A 17,026-nucleotide genomic window follows, 5' to 3' on the forward strand; every position below is an offset into this window, starting at 1 on the left:
AAATAGAGCCTCGTTACAAAATATATACAAAGAGCCAACAAAGTTAGCTACCGCTTTGTGAGAAAATTGTCGCCAATATCTATAACTAGCAATTTTTACTTGGAATATGAATACTTTTTCATCAATTACTAATCATCTTTTTCAACCATCTTACACTCGCTATCACAACCCTATTATTTTGTGTGATTTTGATGGAACAATTAGTGTTAAAGATGTAACTGATACTTTACTTAGTCAGTTCGGCCAAGATGGCTGTGATGAGCTCGAAGAGTTGTGGGTTAGTGGTAAAATTGGTTCTCAAGAGTGTATGAGTAAACAGATTGCCTTAATGGACGCAAGCTTAGAAGAGCTTAATCAAGCATTGGAAAAAATTGAAATTGATTCTAGCTTTAAATCATTCATTAAGTATACCGAAAAAAAACATATACCAGTTCATGTAGTTAGTGATGGTTTAGATTATGCTATCCAATTTGTATTAAAGCGTCATGGTATTGAACATTTACCTATTTATGCCAATAAACTAATGCATGATAATCACAGAAGTTGGCGCCTTGAGTTTCCTTACGCTAATAAGGATTGTATAAAACAAAGTGGTAATTGCAAATGCAATCATGTAAAACAACAGCAACATTTTCCTCAAATATTGTATGTTGGTGATGGTACTTCTGATTTTTGCGTTTCACATCATGTCGATCTGGTTTTTGCTAAAGATAAGCTGATCAATTACTGTGAAAAAAATAACATTAAGCACACTGCTATTGTTAATTTTGCTGATGTAACAGAGGCTTTAAAACAAGCAGAGCAATCACTAATTCCAGTCATGATGGTGAAATAAAGGAACAATAATGAGTACAATTGAAGATTTATCTTATTTTTTACCAGGAAATAAAAATGGCGTGCTATTAATTCATGGTTTAACTGGCACACCAAATGAAATGCGTATTTTAGCCAATGGTTTACATAAAGCAGGATTTACTGTTTATGCAATACAATTGGCAGGTCACTGTGGTACTGAAGCAGATCTATGTAAAACAACTTGGCAAGATTGGTATAAAAGCGTTCAAGATGGTGCTGATTATTTAGCTAAACATGTAGACAACCTTTTTGTCGCAGGTTTATCAATGGGCGCCCTTTTGGCGTTGAAACTTGCTGCAGATCGTCCAAATCAAGTTAAAGGTGTTGGTGTTCTAGCACCTACATTTTATTATGATGGTTGGAGTATGCCATTTTGGGCTAAAAAGTTTTTCTTTTTATTGGTCTATTTTAAAAAACTTGGTATTTTTCAAAAAGTCTCTTTTATTGAAAAACCGCCTTATGGTCTTAAAGATGAGCGTATCCGAGCGGTGGTATCAGAAAGCATGTTAAGTGGCGATGCTGCATCCGCTGGGCTTGCTGGAAATCCATTTCCTGCATTAGCAGAAATGCAATTATTGGCAAAACATGTTCGCCAAGAATTACCAAAAGTTACGTCACCTTGTTTAATTATGCATTCAGGTAATGACGATATTGCCAATATTGAAACTAATGCAAAATTAGTTGAGAAGCATGTTTCTGGTCCAAAACGATTAGTTGTATTAAATGATAGTTATCATTTAATTACTATTGATAGCCAACGTCGTGAAGTAATTAAAGAGTGCGCTTCATTTTTTAATAATCTGGCAGAAGGAACTTAAGCATAATGTCATCCTTAGTTATTTTTCTTTGGGTTAGTAATATTTGTTTTGATACCTTAGGACAAGTTGCTTTTAAATATGCTGCAATATCACCTACCAATAGAGATGGATGGTACTATTGGTTAGATCTCGCCAAAAATCATTGGATTTGGATAGGAATATCATCTTACATTGCCGAATTTTTACTGTGGTTAGCTTTTTTAACTTTAGTTCCACTTTCCCAAGGTGTATTGCTCGCCTCATTTAATATCATTACTATCATGTTAGTAGGTCGGATTCTATTTAAAGAATTACTGACGGTATATCGTGTTATTGGCATGTCTTTAATTACTGCTGGTGTGATCTTTGTGGGGTTATCTTAATATGGCTAAGTTCTATTTAATTGGTTTTACCGTATTATTAATGTTTGATACGATTGCACAATGTAGCTTTAAATTGGCTGCCGAACATGCCCAGCCACTTTCGATGAGCGTTGAATGGATAGTTAGGGTATTTTCCGGTCATTGGATCTATGTATCAATAGCTGGCTACATTTTTACCTTCTTTACTTGGATGACTTTATTAAAAAAAGCGCCTGTAGGACCTGCTTTTGCTGCTTCACATTTTGAAGTTGTTACCGTAATGATTGCTTCAGTTTGGCTATTTAATGAACCTATCACTTTATTTAAGTTAATTGGAACTATATTGATTGTTTCAGGGATTTTGTTTTTAGCACTAGCAGAAAGTAAACTTGCGAAGAAAGATACTCATCATCGTTCTAAATAACTTCAAGATAAGGATTAAAAACCTGGCAAACTATATCAGTTCTTGAATGCTAGGTTTTTAAAGCTTTTAATAATGTTAAATTAAGTTGATGTTGTTCTTGTTGCCAATCATTTAACTTTTCTAATGATATCTCAGGCTGTTTGTCCAGTGAACTTAGTAATCTCTTAAACCAATTTTTAGGCTGCCATATTGATAATTCGCCCGTGATATCACTACCGATAATCCGAGGCTTAATAGATGTAATAGTATCTAATAAATGATAGGTTTGTAGTTTTCCTTGGTCCCAATTGGTATGAATAACTTCTTCACTTAAGGCATCTTTATCTATCGATAAATATATCGGTTTAGTATTACGGTATTGTTCGGATAGAAACTGAGTAATAAGATCATCTGGCGAATCAAAATAGCGAAAAGCATGACTTAAACCAATTTTCTTAGCCCAGGAGACATTAACATCTATGCTCCAATAAGTCAGTTTTTTATGAAACAATGGTGACCATCTATTTTCCCAAAAATGCCATAAGCCAATATCATGTGATGTAATTCCTAATACATGTACATGGCTAACAAAAGGTAAACTAGCCACATAGCTAACCCATGATCCACAGTGAATGCCAAACAGATAACGCATGTTATCTGGATGGTTGTCGAAAATAACTACTTCAATGGGATTTTCTTCTGTATATTGCTTAGCTAGCTGCTCAATAAGTAATAACGAAATATGGTGGTAATCACCACTACCCATTAATACCGTACCATAGCTTTCTGGTAATGATTGTTGTAATACCTTTTTAAAGTTTTGGAATTTTTTTGTACTACAACCAAAGCGAATGACATCTTGCCACTGAGTAAAATCAATCGTTTTAGCATTATCAATTTCACCTACACTTTGATCAAAGTTAAGGATAACTAGCGATGTCATGCTACTTTCTCCTTATCAGTTTCGAAATGGCCAATTAATCTACGCAAAACAGCCCTTAATAAAGGATTTCGTATATAAACTAAGTGTTTAGTTAAGGTAAAACTAGCACCTAAAGAAGCTTTAACTTCTGGATCAGTCCAACCTGCAACATAATTACTAAGTTTTTGTTGTAATGCATATTCAAGATTAACAAACCAACTAACAAAATAGAGGTTTAATTCTCTTGCTTGAGGATAAACCATTCCTATGTATTTATCGATTAAAACATTGTTCACTACAAAACAGATGTTATAACCAATTAATTGTCCATTATGATGATAAGTAAAAATACGTCCATTTGAGGATTTGCTTTGCAGTAATTGGGTGAAAAATGGCTTAGTTAATAAATCAAAATGTACTTCACTCTGCTCATATACATTCAGATAAAGTTGATAATATAGATCAAGAGTCGCCTCATCAAAAAAACAATCATCACCAGTTTGTAAGATGTTAATCTCCAATTTTTCACGGGACTTTAGTTTTCTTCTTAAATTTTTACGACGACTGTATGATAGTTTTGCAAAAAAATCATCGATCGACTCAAAATCAATTGGAACCCAAGCTAAAGCTTGTCCTTCAACTTCAATAAACCCCCGTTCTTTTAAGGAACCAATAATCTGTTTAGAATATTGATTATCCTGCTTACTAAGCAGAGGTGAATCGGATGGCAAATCTTTAACAATAACAAATGGATATTTTTTTGTATAAGCAGCCTTAACATTGTCAGCTAATTGATGCGCATCGATTTTATTAGTCAATAAACTATATTCTGAAACGGTTGTACCCACAAAGCATGTTTTTGGTTGTAACCAATGCCGCCATTTTTTATAAAAAGGCAATTTATGAACTTTATGTTTAAAATCATCATCAGCAGTTATGAGCAAATCAAACTTAGCGGAAAAAGCAGGTATACCGTCTTCACTCATCCAGCTAGTAAACTCTCGCGGAGGATGAGAAAGAAAATTGTTGATTAATTCATTAGGTTCTAATTGATTGATATATCGCATAACTTTCTATAAATGATCTGAAATTCCCGCTAATTGATATTAGCGGGATTATTTTGATTTAAGACTTAAAGTTCTTTTTTAGCTCGAGTAATTAATTGATCGAGTAGTTCAATACCTTGATCAATCTCTTGACGAGTAATATGTAATGAAGGAGCAAAAGTGATAACATTTTTGTAATAACCACCAATATCAAGCACCAAGCCCATTTTGTTACCTTTCCAATCAAGATCACCTGACATACCAATATCTACCATTTTATCAACTAATGCTTTGTTAGCTGTAAATCCATCTTCGGTACAAATTTCAGCACGAAGTGCAAGACCTAGGCCATCAACTTCGCCTATTTCTTTATGTTTCTTCTCAAGTGTTTTTAATCCTTCAAGGAAATATGCACCGCTATCCATTACCATTTTTTCGTAATCTGTTTCAGAAGTCATTTTTAATACTTCTAGGCCAACTGCGGTACCTAAAGGATTTGAAGCAAACGTAGAGTGGGTTGAGCCAACTGGGAATACTTCTGGATTGATTAACTCTTCACGAGCCCATAAACCACCTAATGGATTTAAACCATTAGTTAATGCTTTCGCAAATACCACCACATCAGGTTTAACATCAAAATGTTCAATTGACCATAATTTACCAGTACGATAAAAGCCCATTTGAATTTCATCAACAACTAATAAAATACCATATTGATCTAAAACTTTTTTCAGACCTTTAAAGTAATTACGAGGAGGAACAATATAACCACCCGTTGCTTGTAATGGTTCGGCATAAAATGCAGCATATTCTGCTTGTCCGACTTTGGGATCCCATACACCGTGATACTCAGTTTCAAATAAACGTGCAAACTCAGCAACTAAGTGTTCACCATATTCTTCTGCTGTCATTCCTTTTGGACGACGGAACGGATATGGGAATGGTACAAACATTGCACGATCACCAAAATGACCATAACGACGACGGTAACGGTAGCTCGAAGTAATTGAAGATGCACCCAAAGTACGACCATGGTAACCACCTTGAAATGCAAACATCAGGGATTTACCACCAGTAGCATTACGAACGACTTTTAATGAATCTTCAATACATTGTGAACCACCAACATTAAAATGAACTCGTCCTTGGTAACCGAATCGCTGTTCCATACCTTGAGCAATTGTTTTTGCTAATTCGATTTTAGTTGGATGTAAATACTGGCTAGCACATTGCGGTAAAGTATCGATTTGCTTTTTAAGTACGTTATTTAAACGCTCATTAGCATAACCAAAGTTACAAGCAGAGTACCACATTTGTAAATCAAGGAAGGCTTTACCTTCTTTATCATACATGTAACTACCTTCACAACCATCAAAAATCTTTGGTGGTTCAACATAATGCACGGTATCACCAAATGAACAGTATTTTGCTTCATCCGCTAATAACGTTGCATCGTCGGGACGACTATTAATCATTTCTAAAGTTGGTTTACTCATAATTTATCTCACTAATCCATATTCAAATATGACAAAATGTGGCATTATTATCAGAGAAAATGGATTGTAACAATGTACATTTAATGTATAGATTTTGTGACAACAAGCCTTGAGTGACAAAATAACTACAATAATTGTCTTAAATCATATCAGTATGAGTGGTTATCAAAATGAAAAAATTAAGCTGCATAATCTCACTATTATCAATGTTTCCTTTAGGGTATACTCATATTGCGTCAGCAGATCCTACTTCATTAGGCGTCGGTTTGGGTTGGTCTAACTCACCATATAAAAATTATAGTTCAAGTTACTATCCGGTTCCTCATATTGATTATGATAATGGCTATTTTTTTATTGATGATCTATCAGCTGGTATTTACGCTTTTAACAACGATAATCAAAGTTTATCATTTGGCGTTCGTTATCTTGCTAATGAATTTAAACCTCATGATTCTGACAATCATAAGTTAAGACAACTTAATAGTCGTCATTCCACTGTGTTAGCTGAAATTGATTATGATATCACCACTAATTGGGGTATTTTTTCAAGTAGTATTGGCGCTGATATGCTCAATAATAGTAATGGAATCTTAGTTAATGCCGACTATACTGTTCCTTATATACAAGGTAATTTAATTATTGCACCTACTATTGGTATAAACTGGGCTGATGGTAAACATAATGACTATTATTATGGTGTATCTCATAAAGAATCTTCACGTTCAGGATTACGCTATTTCAATGCAGATAGTTCTTTTACACCTTACTTTGAAATCGGTGCGCAATATTCTTTAACAGATAATATCGCTACTTTTGGCGGAATTCATATTGATAAACTGACTGGTGATGCAGCTGACAGCCCTATGGTTGATGATAGTACGATAACATCCATTTATATGGGCTTATCTTATAAATTTTAATACTTTTATTAAATCTTATTAATAATACTTTATTTTCTGTGAAAATCTTATTTTAATTATTTTAATTAAATAATTTTCATGGATTAATTTTTGGAAAAATTACACTATGCTTTGGTTTAAAAACGCAATTATCTATCAACTTAATAATGATAATTTACTGGATAAACAGACTATTGAAAATGCACTCAAATCTGCTTTATTTTCTCCTTGTGGTAATTTAGATACCACCAAAATGGGTTGGGTATCCCCTTACGATGATAACAATTTGGATGATTTTATTATTGATATGCAAGGGCATTTATTATTAAAAATAAAGAAAGAAACTAAAATTTTACCTGCACCTGTCATCAAACAAGCCTTAAATGAGAAGATTGACAAGCAAGAGAAGGCATTAAGCCGTAAACTTAGTAAAAATGAAAAAGCGACATTAAAAGATGAAGTGATGATCGATTTAATGCCTAGAGCATTTAGCAAATATAACTATTATTGGTTATGGATCGACATTGAAAATAAAAGGATTATTATCGATTGCAGTAGTTTTAAACTTGCTGAAGATATTCTAGCGATTTTACGGAAAGAACTTGGAGCATTAGCATTAACGCCTCTTTCCATCGAAAAACCGCTTGAAAAGATTATGACAACTTGGGTTAGAGAAAAACTTAGTTTTCCTCCTTTTATATTGGGTGATGAAGCAGAATTAAAAGATCCACTTGAGGGTAATGGGATTATCAGTTGTAAAAATCAAGATATTACAAGTGATGAAATGTTAGTTCATTTAGATTCTGGTAAATGGGTCACCAAACTTAAAATCATTGATGAACGTGGAATCAATTTTATTATTAATCCTGACTTAACATTGAAAAGAATTAAATTTGATTCTGTTATTTTAGATGAAAATGAAGATATTGGATCTGATGAATTTGATAAACGTTTAGAAGCTGATTTCTATATTATGGCTAACACATTATCAAACTCAATTAACGATTTATATATTATTATAAATAAGATTGTTTAATTTTTTTACAATATATTATCAATTATCCTAGATCCGAATAATAATTGTGCTATAATACGTAATAGATTATGTGTAACATAATTGGTCATTAAGTATAAAACACCGTAAAAATTAAGTAAAATTAAACAATAAAAGCAAATTAAACAACGTCTATTACAACAAATAAGTTGAGGCAAAAAAATGAAAAAAACAACTCTAGCTCTAGCAATGGCTGTTGCAAGTTTAACCGCTACTGCCGCTAACGCTGCATATGAAGACAATACTTTTTATGTAGGTGCTAAATTAGGTTGGTCAGAACTTTATAATTTAGACGCAAATAAAGTTCGTGGTTATGATAAAGATGAAGCTGGTATTAAAACTTCTAATAGAAGTAATGTTGCTGGCGGTGCTTTCCTTGGTTTCCAAGCTAATCCTTACTTAGCTTTTGAATTAGGTTATGATTGGTTAGGTTCTGCAAAATATAAAAGAACTTATCTTGGTGATCATTCTAACGCTGGTAATAGTAAAGTTTCAGCACAAGGCGTTTCTTTAACTGGTAAATTAAGTTACCCACTATCATTCATTTCTGACGATTTAGATATTTATGGTCGTGCAGGTGGAATGGTAACTATTGCTAAATGGAAAAATAGTGGTGATATCAAAGAAGCTTACGGCCGTGGTAAAACAAAAACTGATTTATCACCAGTTTATGCTTTAGGTCTTGATTATCGTCTTAACGAAGATTTCTCTACTCGTTTAGAATACCAATATGTTCAACATATTCATACTAAAACTCACGCATCTCCAGATGCAGGAACTGTAAGCTTAGGTATTACTTACCGTTTAGGTTCTCCATCTGTTGCAGCTCCAGTTGAAATCAAAACTGAAGTAAATCGTTATGTTTTAAATGAAGATGTGTTATTTGCTTATGCAAAATCTGATTTAAAAGCAGAAGGTCGTCAAGCACTTGATAATTTATTAACTACTCTTGTTAAAATTAACCCAACTCAAAGTGCTATCGTAGTAATTGGTCACACTGACCGTATCGGTTCAGATAGCTATAACCAAAAACTATCAGAACGTCGTGCACACACTGTATTGAACTATTTAGTTCAAAAAGGTGTTCCAGCTGAAATCATCACTTCACGCGGTATGGGTAAAGCACAACCAGTTACTGGTAATAAATGTAATGCACTTCGTGGCGCTGACTTAAAAGCATGTTTAGCACCAGATCGTCGTGTTGAAATTGAAGTTAAAGCACGTAACGTGCAAGAGGTCCAAGTAATTGATCAAACAAAATAGTTTTTGTTATTAATTACACCTTTGAACCCAGCTTCGGCTGGGTTTTTTCATTTATATGTTAATAATTAAATTATATCTTGCTTGAACCCTACAAATTATCCACAAAAAAGATTATAATTATTCCAGTATTGTTAGTATCCCAATTAAAGGAGTAGCCATGTCTACCTCGATTTGGCAAGATTGTCTTTCTCAATTACAAGAAGCGCTTCCTACAACAGAATTCAATTTATGGATTCGACCGTTACAAGTGGAAATGGTTGAGAATAAACTTTATATTTATGCTCCAAACAGATTTGTATTAGATTGGGTTAAAAATAAATATTTAACGACTATCTCGCAATTATTGAATAATTTACTGGGTAATGATTCACTAAAATTATATTTGGAAGTTGGTTCAACTTTATCTGTAGAAAAAAAATCTAAAATTAATAAATCTGATGTTGTACCTTCTTGGAAAACAACAAAAGAGAATAATAATAATCACACTTATTATTCGGGTATTAATCATAAGCATACTTTCAACAGCTTTGTTGAAGGTAAATCTAATCAACTTGCTGTTGCAGCAGCTAAACAAGTAGCTGAAAATCCAGGAAAAGCTTACAACCCTCTTTTTTTATATGGCTCAACAGGTTTAGGAAAAACTCACTTGTTACATGCTGTTGGTAATGAAATTATGGCAGGTAAAGCTAACGCTAAAGTTGTTTATATGCATTCAGAACGCTTTGTTCAAGACATGGTCAAAGCTTTACAAAATAATGCTATTGAAGAGTTTAAAAACTATTATCGATCTGTTGACGCTCTCCTTATTGATGATATTCAATTTTTTGCAAATAAAGAGCGTTCACAAGAAGAGTTTTTCCATACATTTAATTCATTGTTAGAAGGCAACCAACAAATTATCCTAACCTCGGATCGTTATCCTAAAGAAATTGATGGTGTAGAAGATCGTTTAAAGTCAAGGTTTGGTTGGGGATTAACCATCGCTATAGAACCACCAGAACTTGAAACTCGAGTGGCTATTTTGATGAAAAAAGCAGACGAAAACAAAATAAAATTACCTGAAGAGGTCGCTTTTTTCATTGCTAAACGACTACGATCAAACGTAAGAGAATTAGAAGGTGCACTTAATCGAGTTATTGCCAATGCTAATTTTACAGGCAAATCTATCACCATTGATTTTGTCAAAGATGCTTTAAAAGATTTACTTGCCTTACAAGAAAAATTGATTACTATTGAAAATATTCAAAAAACGGTTGCTGAATATTATAAAATTAAAGTTTCTGACTTATTATCTAAACGCCGTTCTCGTTCTGTCGCAAGACCAAGACAAGTAGCAATGGCGTTAGCGAAAGAGCTAACCAACAAAAGCCTTCCAGAAATAGGTGATGGTTTTGGTGGAAGAGATCATACAACAGTATTACATGCATGTCGGAAGATCGCAGAGTTAAAAGAAGAAAGCAATGACATTAAAGAGGATTATTCCAATTTAATTCGAACATTATCAACTTAAAAAAGAATTAACACTATGAAATTTATTATAGATCGTGAAAAACTTATCAAACCATTGCAACTTGTTAGTGCACCATTAGGTAGCCGACCTACCCTCCCCATTTTAGGTAATTTATTATTGCAGGTGAGTGAAAACACGCTATCCATGACGGGAACAGATTTAGAAATTGAAATGATTTCTCATATTCCCCTAACAGAGCCTAGTGAAGCGGGTGCTACAACTGTTCCAGCTAGAAAGTTTCTTGATATCTGTCGAAATCTTCCTAGTGATGCTCAAATATCGATAAGCGTTGACGATAATCGATTGATTATTCAGTCAGGTCGAAGTAAATTTTCTTTATCTACACTACCTGCATCAGATTTTCCTAATCTAGAAAATTGGCAAAGTTATGTTGAACTTTCTATACCTCAAAAGACTATCAAACGACTTATAGACGCAGTTCAATTCTCAATGGCTAACCAAGATGTAAGATATTATTTAAATGGTATGCTATTTGAAATTGAAGATGGTCTATTAAAAACCGTTGCAACTGATGGTCATCGATTAGCTGTGTGTGCTCAACCTGTTGGTCATGAGATCTCTGAATGCTGTTCAGTCATTTTACCAAGAAAAGGCGTAATTGAACTGGCAAAACTAGTTGGTGATAATGATGAGCTAGTTAATATGCAAATTGGTAACAATAATTTACGTATTAGTCTTGGCGATTTTACTTTTACTTCAAAACTTATTGATGGAAAATTTCCTGATTATAAACGTGTAATGCCTCGTAATCCTGATAAACCACTTGAAGTATCATGTGAAGAACTAAGAAATGCTTTATCTCGTGTTGCGATTCTTTCAAATGAAAAATTTCGCGGCATAAGATTATATGTACATAGCAATCAGATTAAAATTACTGCAAACAATCCTGAACAAGAAGAAGCAGAAGAAGTTATTGATGTAAAATACGAATCTCAAGAGCTTGAAATTGGTTTCAATGTAACGTATTTATTGGACATATTAAACACATTAAAATGCGATAGCGTCCAATTATTATTAACTGATGCAACATCAAGTGTGCAAATTGAAGATATCAACAACCAATCTGCAACTTATGTTGTTATGCCAATGCGCTTATAATTAACGATCATTTAAACTTCCGGCCTCGGCCGGAAACTTTACCGACATGACACTTTCTCAAATCAAAATTTATCACTTTCGAAATATTGATTATGCTGAATTATCATTATCCAAACATTTTAATTATATAGTTGGTGATAATGGTAGCGGAAAAACCAGCCTACTAGAGGCGATTTATATGCTCGGACATGGTCGAGCTTTTAGACATATTCAATCCAATCGAATAATACAACATGAAAAACCAGAGTTAGTATTATTTAGTCAAATTGAATCTGCACAAAAAACTCGAACAATAGGTTTATCAAAAACACGCCATAACGATAATACGATAAAAATTGATGGTGACGAAGGATATCGGTTGACGGATTTAGCTAAATTATTACCAATTCAACTTATTACGCCTGAAGGATTTGATCTACTTACCGGAGGACCAAAATATCGCCGTGCTTTTATAGATTGGGGGTGTTTTCATCACTATCCTGAATTTGTATCACTTTGGAATAACTTAAAACGCCTCTTTAAACAGCGTAATGCTTTATTAAAACAGTCATCAAACTATAATCAATTATTACCTTGGGATAAAGAGTTAGCACCGATTGCAGAAAAAATCAGCCAGATTAGGGCTAGTTATAGTCAAAATATATTTCCTCAAATTATGCAAACCTGTCATGATTTTCTACCAGAATATCAACTTAATTGCCAATATTATCAGGGCTGGGAGCATGGAATCAGTTATTCAGATATATTATATAGACAATTTGAAAGAGATAAGTTCATTAATTATACTTCGCTAGGTCCTCATAAAGCAGATTTAAAATTACGAATAGATAATATTCCTGTTGAAGATTTATTATCTCGGGGACAATTAAAATTACTCATGTGTGCATTACGTTTGTCTCAAGGTGAATATTTCTCAGAAACAACAGGCCAATCCTGTATTTACTTAATTGATGACTTTGCTTCAGAGCTTGATAAAAATAAACGTAACTTATTAGCAAAACGATTAAAATCAGCACAATCTCAAGTTTTCATTACAGCGGTTAATCAAGAGCAAATTAGCCATATGATCGATGAAAATGATAAGATTTTTCACATAAATTCTGGTATAATTTCTTAAATATACAAAATGATATAAATAATCAAATAAGTCGAGAAATCCATGTCTAACTCTTATGATTCTTCCAGCATTAAAGTACTTAAAGGACTTGATGCTGTCCGAAAACGCCCAGGTATGTATATTGGTGATACTGATGATGGAACAGGGCTTCACCATATGGTTTTTGAAGTGGTAGATAATGCCATTGATGAAGCATTAGCTGGTTATTGTCACCATATTGAAGTTACAATCCATCCTGATAATTCCGTTTCTGTACGAGATGATGGTCGAGGTATACCTACTGGCATCCATGAAGAAGAAGGTATTTCCGCAGCAGAAGTTATTATGACTGTTTTGCATGCCGGTGGTAAATTTGATGATAATTCATACAAAGTGTCTGGTGGTTTACATGGTGTTGGTGTTTCAGTCGTCAATGCTTTATCAGATAAGTTAGAATTAGTGATTTATCGTGAAGGTAAAATACATAAACAAATTTATCATTTAGGCGTTCCTGAAGAACCGCTAAAAATCATTGGTGAAACAACTGAATCAGGTACATATGTTCGTTTTTGGCCAAGTCCAGAAACTTTTTCTAACATTGAATTTGTGTATGACCATCTGGCAAAAAGATTACGCGAACTATCATTCTTAAATTCAGGTGTTTCAATCAAACTCACCGATGAACGTACAGGTAAAAGTGAACATTACCATTATGAAGGTGGTATTCAAGCTTTCGTAGAATATCTAAATAAAAATAAAAACCCAATTCATCCAAAGATTTTTTATTTTAGTACAGAGAAAGATAATATTGGTGTCGAAGTTGCACTACAATGGAATGACGGTTACCAAGAAAATATCTATTGTTTTACAAATAACATTCCTCAACGTGATGGTGGTACTCACTTGGCTGGCTTCCGTGGCGCTATGACACGTACATTAAATAACTACATGGAAACCGAAGGCTATAGCAAAAAAGCAAAAATTAGTGCTACAGGTGATGATGCTCGAGAAGGGTTAATTGCTGTTGTATCAGTAAAAGTGCCTGATCCTAAATTCTCATCACAAACTAAAGATAAATTGGTGTCATCTGAAGTTAAATCAGCAGTTGAGTCTGTAATGGGCGAAAAACTAGCTGAATATTTACTTGAAAATCCTTCAGATGCAAAAATTGTAGTAGGTAAAATTATCGATGCAGCGAGAGCTCGTGAGGCAGCAAGAAAAGCTCGCGAAATGACACGTCGTAAAGGCGCTTTAGATTTAGGTGGTTTGCCTGGAAAACTTGCTGATTGCCAAGAAAAAGATCCAGCTTTATCTGAACTATACCTAGTGGAAGGGGACTCTGCAGGTGGCTCTGCAAAACAAGGACGAAATCGTAGAAACCAAGCAATTTTACCGTTAAAAGGTAAAATTCTAAATGTTGAAAAAGCTCGTTTTGACAAAATGCTTTCTTCACAAGAAGTAGCAACGTTAATTACTGCTTTAGGTTGTGGCATTGGCCGTGATGAATATAATCCAGATAAAATGCGTTACCATAGCATTATTATTATGACCGATGCCGATGTTGATGGATCGCATATTAGAACATTATTGCTAACATTCTTCTACCGTCAAATGCCTGAGATCATTGAACGAGGTTATGTCTATATTGCTCAACCACCACTATATAAGGTCAAAAAAGGGAAACAAGAGCAATATATTAAAGATGACGATGCAATGACTCAATTCCAAATTGCTTTGGCATTAGAAGATGCATCATTACATGTTAATGACCATGCTCCAGCTTTAGCTGGCGAAGCTTTAGAAAAATTAATTGCCGAATATCAGAAAGTCGAAAAATTAATTACTAAAATGGAACGTCGCTACCCTAAAGCCTTATTATCAGAATTAGTTTATCAAGAAGTATTAGATGAAAATATCTTGAAAGATCAACACAAAGCTGAAAATTGGGCAAAATCTATTGTTGAAAAACTATCCAATAAAGAACAACACGGTAGTACCTACCTTTATAGCGCGGATTACAACGAAAAAGCAGAATTGTATATACCTGTTATTAAAGTAAGAACACATGGTGTGGATACTAATTATGCGTTAGATCAAGTGTTTATTCATAGTAATGAATATCGAAATATCTGCCATTTAGGATCACAATTGAAAGATTTACTTGAGGAAAGTGCATTTATACAACGTGGTGAGAGAAAACAACCAGTTAGCTCATTTGAAGATGCAGTTGATTGGTTAATTCGTGAATCTCGTCGTGGATTAACTATCCAACGTTATAAAGGTTTAGGTGAAATGAACCCAGAACAATTATGGGAAACAACCATGGATCCAACAAGCCGAAGAATGTTACAAGTAACCATTAAAGATGCCATTGAAGCAGATCAATTGTTTACTACATTAATGGGTGATGAGGTTGAACCTCGTAGATTATTCATTGAAGAAAATGCCTTGAAAGCTGCTAATTTGGATTTCTAATTAATTATCTAATAAAAAAACCAGACATTATGTCTGGTTTTTTTTTGCAAATTTATTAAAAATTAAAAAGTAATTTTATGTGATAAATTCCATCTATTAACTTTAATTACTGACAAACAGACCTATTGATTTTTAAGTCTGACACAGCTTTATTCATCTGCCTAATCATATCTTTAGGACTTTGTGCAATATACACTTTGCCACCTGTCGCATTTGCGATACAGTCTATTTTATGTTCACCTGCAATATCTACTATATTTATCTTCAAACGAGGTTTTTGGGTAGCTATATGATTAGCAAGAGTACAAATATTTGCACGCGTACAATTATCCTCACCATCACTAATTATAAGAATATAATCATCACGTTTTACACCGTCAAGCATTTGGCTGGCTTTTTCTAATCCGCTATAAAGTGGTGTTCCTCCACCACCAGCAGCACTTGGTGTTAATCTATTAATTTTACTTTTCAAAGCACCTCTACTTGAATAATTATAAAAAGGCGTAGTATCGGCTACTGGGCAACCATTAAGTGCCACCAATGAAATATTAATATTTTGCTGTATTTTATCAATACTTGTTAATGCAACTTTTTTACTGGTTGATAAACGAGTGGGTAAACGCGTCATTCGTTTGTCATAATCTATTTTATCTTGCTGAGACATACCTCTCGGATAACCATAGCTTAAATAATTGAAATATTGCCCGACTTCCATTGGTGATTCAGCTAAAGTTACAGTCATCGATAATGAATTATCGAATATTAATGCCATTTTAGATGGATTACTATTTTTGGCTAATTCTTCTTTAGTAATACAATTTGGTGGATTTTTTACTTTTGGCTTTGGTTCAGGTTTAGGTTCAGGCTTAGGCTCAGGATTAGTAATCGGATCTGGAACCGGTTTTGGTTTAACAACAGGTTGAGGTTCAGGAGCTTTAGGCTCTTGTTTTACTTCAGGCTTAGACTCAGGATTAGTAATCGGATCTGGAACCGGTTTTGGTTTAACAACAGGTTGGGGTTCAGGAACGTTAGGTTCTTGCTTTACTTCAGGCTCTGGTTGAGGCTTAATAACTGGTTCTTTTGGTTGTTCAACAGTTGGCTCTACTTTTTTTTCTTCCTTGACAGTTATAGGCTCGACGTTTTTAGATTCTTTAAAAGGATTAAAAAAGTACCATAATAATCCTAAAGCTGCTAATAAAAGTAAGGCTAAAATCAAAGTATACCACCATTTCCAGAAAGGTTTTGGTACTATTACTGGAGCAATTGGTAGTTCGATAGGTTCAAATGTATCGACAATAACCGGCTCATTATTGATTACATAAATATTATTCTTTAGGTTTTTAATTCTCAGTAACCATGAAGAAACTAGAGTTTTTTGTTCATTAGTTAAAGAAATTAATTTTGCTGCTGTTTCAATATCATTGATTCTAGTAGCTAGAGTTTGTTTAATTTCAGATTTATGAGATTCGTCAATTATGTCATTAAGTAAGGTGGGTTGCCCTTCAAGATTTGTATACCAACCTATATATTGATTGTCTTCAATTAATTTTGGTGTAGCAAAAATTGAATATGTTCTAGCGGTTAGATGTGGTTTAAGTATTGAAAGTAAAGAGCCATACTGTTCCAGTAACTGCATCTTGTTTAAATTACTTTGTTCAAAAGCTATGCGAGTTATTCTTTGCATTTCTTAACTTAATCCTCATCACTAGCCGGTAATTTGAAAAATTAC

Annotated in this window: 15 protein-coding genes; 11 read left to right on the forward strand and 4 right to left on the reverse strand. The window is 33.7% G+C overall.

The features are described from left to right. Nucleotides 1-106 precede the first annotated feature (106 nt). Genes GYM76_RS08960 through GYM76_RS08975 form a run of 4 tightly spaced genes read left to right on the forward strand, consistent with a single transcriptional unit; the run spans nucleotide 107 to nucleotide 2,438 of the window. Nucleotides 107-835, forward strand: a complete 729-nt coding sequence (locus GYM76_RS08960) for an MtnX-like HAD-IB family phosphatase (RefSeq protein WP_220225263.1) — start codon at nucleotides 107-109, stop codon at nucleotides 833-835. Nucleotides 836-845: 10 nt separating this feature from the next. Continuing rightward, nucleotides 846-1,673, forward strand: a complete 828-nt coding sequence (locus GYM76_RS08965) for a carboxylesterase (protein WP_065562878.1) — start codon at nucleotides 846-848, stop codon at nucleotides 1,671-1,673. Nucleotides 1,674-1,678: 5 nt separating this feature from the next. Continuing rightward, nucleotides 1,679-2,035, forward strand: a complete 357-nt coding sequence (locus tag GYM76_RS08970) for an EamA family transporter (RefSeq protein WP_065562879.1) — start codon at nucleotides 1,679-1,681, stop codon at nucleotides 2,033-2,035. 1 nt (nucleotide 2,036) lies between these two features. After that, nucleotides 2,037-2,438 (forward strand): multidrug efflux SMR transporter, encoded by a 402-nt coding sequence (locus GYM76_RS08975; RefSeq protein ID WP_220225264.1) that lies wholly within the window; start codon nucleotides 2,037-2,039, stop codon nucleotides 2,436-2,438. Nucleotides 2,439-2,487: 49 nt separating this feature from the next. Here GYM76_RS08975 and GYM76_RS08980 read toward each other — a convergent pair whose 3' ends face one another. The 3 genes from GYM76_RS08980 to GYM76_RS08990 form a co-directional block, all read right to left on the reverse strand. After that, the gene (locus GYM76_RS08980; protein WP_220225265.1) at nucleotides 2,488-3,360 is read right to left on the reverse strand and encodes an arginase family protein; all 873 of its coding nucleotides are present in this window, start codon (nucleotides 3,358-3,360) and stop codon (nucleotides 2,488-2,490) included. Then, on the reverse strand, nucleotides 3,357-4,406 hold the full coding sequence (locus GYM76_RS08985; protein ID WP_065562882.1) for a GNAT family N-acetyltransferase: 1,050 nt from the start codon (nucleotides 4,404-4,406) through the stop codon (nucleotides 3,357-3,359). The genes GYM76_RS08980 and GYM76_RS08985 overlap by 4 nt, the downstream gene beginning before the upstream one ends. Before the next feature lie 65 nt (nucleotides 4,407-4,471). Further along, the gene (locus GYM76_RS08990; protein WP_110422514.1) at nucleotides 4,472-5,881 is read right to left on the reverse strand and encodes an aspartate aminotransferase family protein; all 1,410 of its coding nucleotides are present in this window, start codon (nucleotides 5,879-5,881) and stop codon (nucleotides 4,472-4,474) included. 170 nt (nucleotides 5,882-6,051) lie between these two features. Here GYM76_RS08990 and GYM76_RS08995 point away from each other — a divergent pair, with 170 nt between their 5' ends. From GYM76_RS08995 to gyrB, 7 genes are all read left to right on the forward strand, one after another. Continuing rightward, a complete protein-coding gene (locus GYM76_RS08995; RefSeq protein ID WP_081299519.1) occupies nucleotides 6,052-6,801 on the forward strand; it encodes a MipA/OmpV family protein in 750 nt (249 codons plus the stop codon). 106 nt (nucleotides 6,802-6,907) lie between these two features. After that, on the forward strand, nucleotides 6,908-7,816 hold the full coding sequence (locus GYM76_RS09000; protein WP_065562883.1) for a recombination-associated protein RdgC: 909 nt from the start codon (nucleotides 6,908-6,910) through the stop codon (nucleotides 7,814-7,816). 180 nt (nucleotides 7,817-7,996) lie between these two features. Beyond that, complete coding sequence (ompA, locus tag GYM76_RS09005) at nucleotides 7,997-9,097, forward strand: porin OmpA (protein WP_065562884.1); 1,101 nt, start codon at nucleotides 7,997-7,999, stop codon at nucleotides 9,095-9,097. A 157-nt stretch (nucleotides 9,098-9,254) separates the two neighbouring features. Then, nucleotides 9,255-10,607, forward strand: coding sequence for a chromosomal replication initiator protein DnaA (gene dnaA, locus GYM76_RS09010; RefSeq protein ID WP_065562885.1), 1,353 nt, complete (start codon nucleotides 9,255-9,257; stop codon nucleotides 10,605-10,607). A gap of 15 nt (nucleotides 10,608-10,622) precedes the next feature. After that, entirely contained in the window at nucleotides 10,623-11,726 is a 1,104-nt protein-coding gene (gene dnaN, locus GYM76_RS09015; protein WP_220225266.1) for a DNA polymerase III subunit beta, read from the forward strand. Nucleotides 11,727-11,772: 46 nt separating this feature from the next. Further along, nucleotides 11,773-12,843, forward strand: coding sequence for a DNA replication/repair protein RecF (recF, locus tag GYM76_RS09020; protein ID WP_220225267.1), 1,071 nt, complete (start codon nucleotides 11,773-11,775; stop codon nucleotides 12,841-12,843). Nucleotides 12,844-12,885: 42 nt separating this feature from the next. Continuing rightward, nucleotides 12,886-15,297: a DNA topoisomerase (ATP-hydrolyzing) subunit B gene (gene gyrB / locus GYM76_RS09025; protein WP_220225268.1), complete on the forward strand. Its 2,412-nt coding sequence runs from the start codon at nucleotides 12,886-12,888 to the stop codon at nucleotides 15,295-15,297. A gap of 106 nt (nucleotides 15,298-15,403) precedes the next feature. Here the strand turns inward: gyrB and GYM76_RS09030 are convergent, their stop codons facing one another. Continuing rightward, nucleotides 15,404-16,981 carry a VWA domain-containing protein gene (locus GYM76_RS09030; protein WP_220225269.1) on the reverse strand — a complete coding sequence of 526 codons (1,578 nt, stop codon included), beginning with the start codon at nucleotides 16,979-16,981 and terminating at the stop codon, nucleotides 15,404-15,406. Between the last annotated feature and the right edge of the window lie 45 nt (nucleotides 16,982-17,026).

This window comes from Gilliamella sp. ESL0443, assembly GCF_019469165.1.
Lineage (GTDB): Bacteria > Pseudomonadota > Gammaproteobacteria > Enterobacterales > Orbaceae > Gilliamella > Gilliamella apicola_E.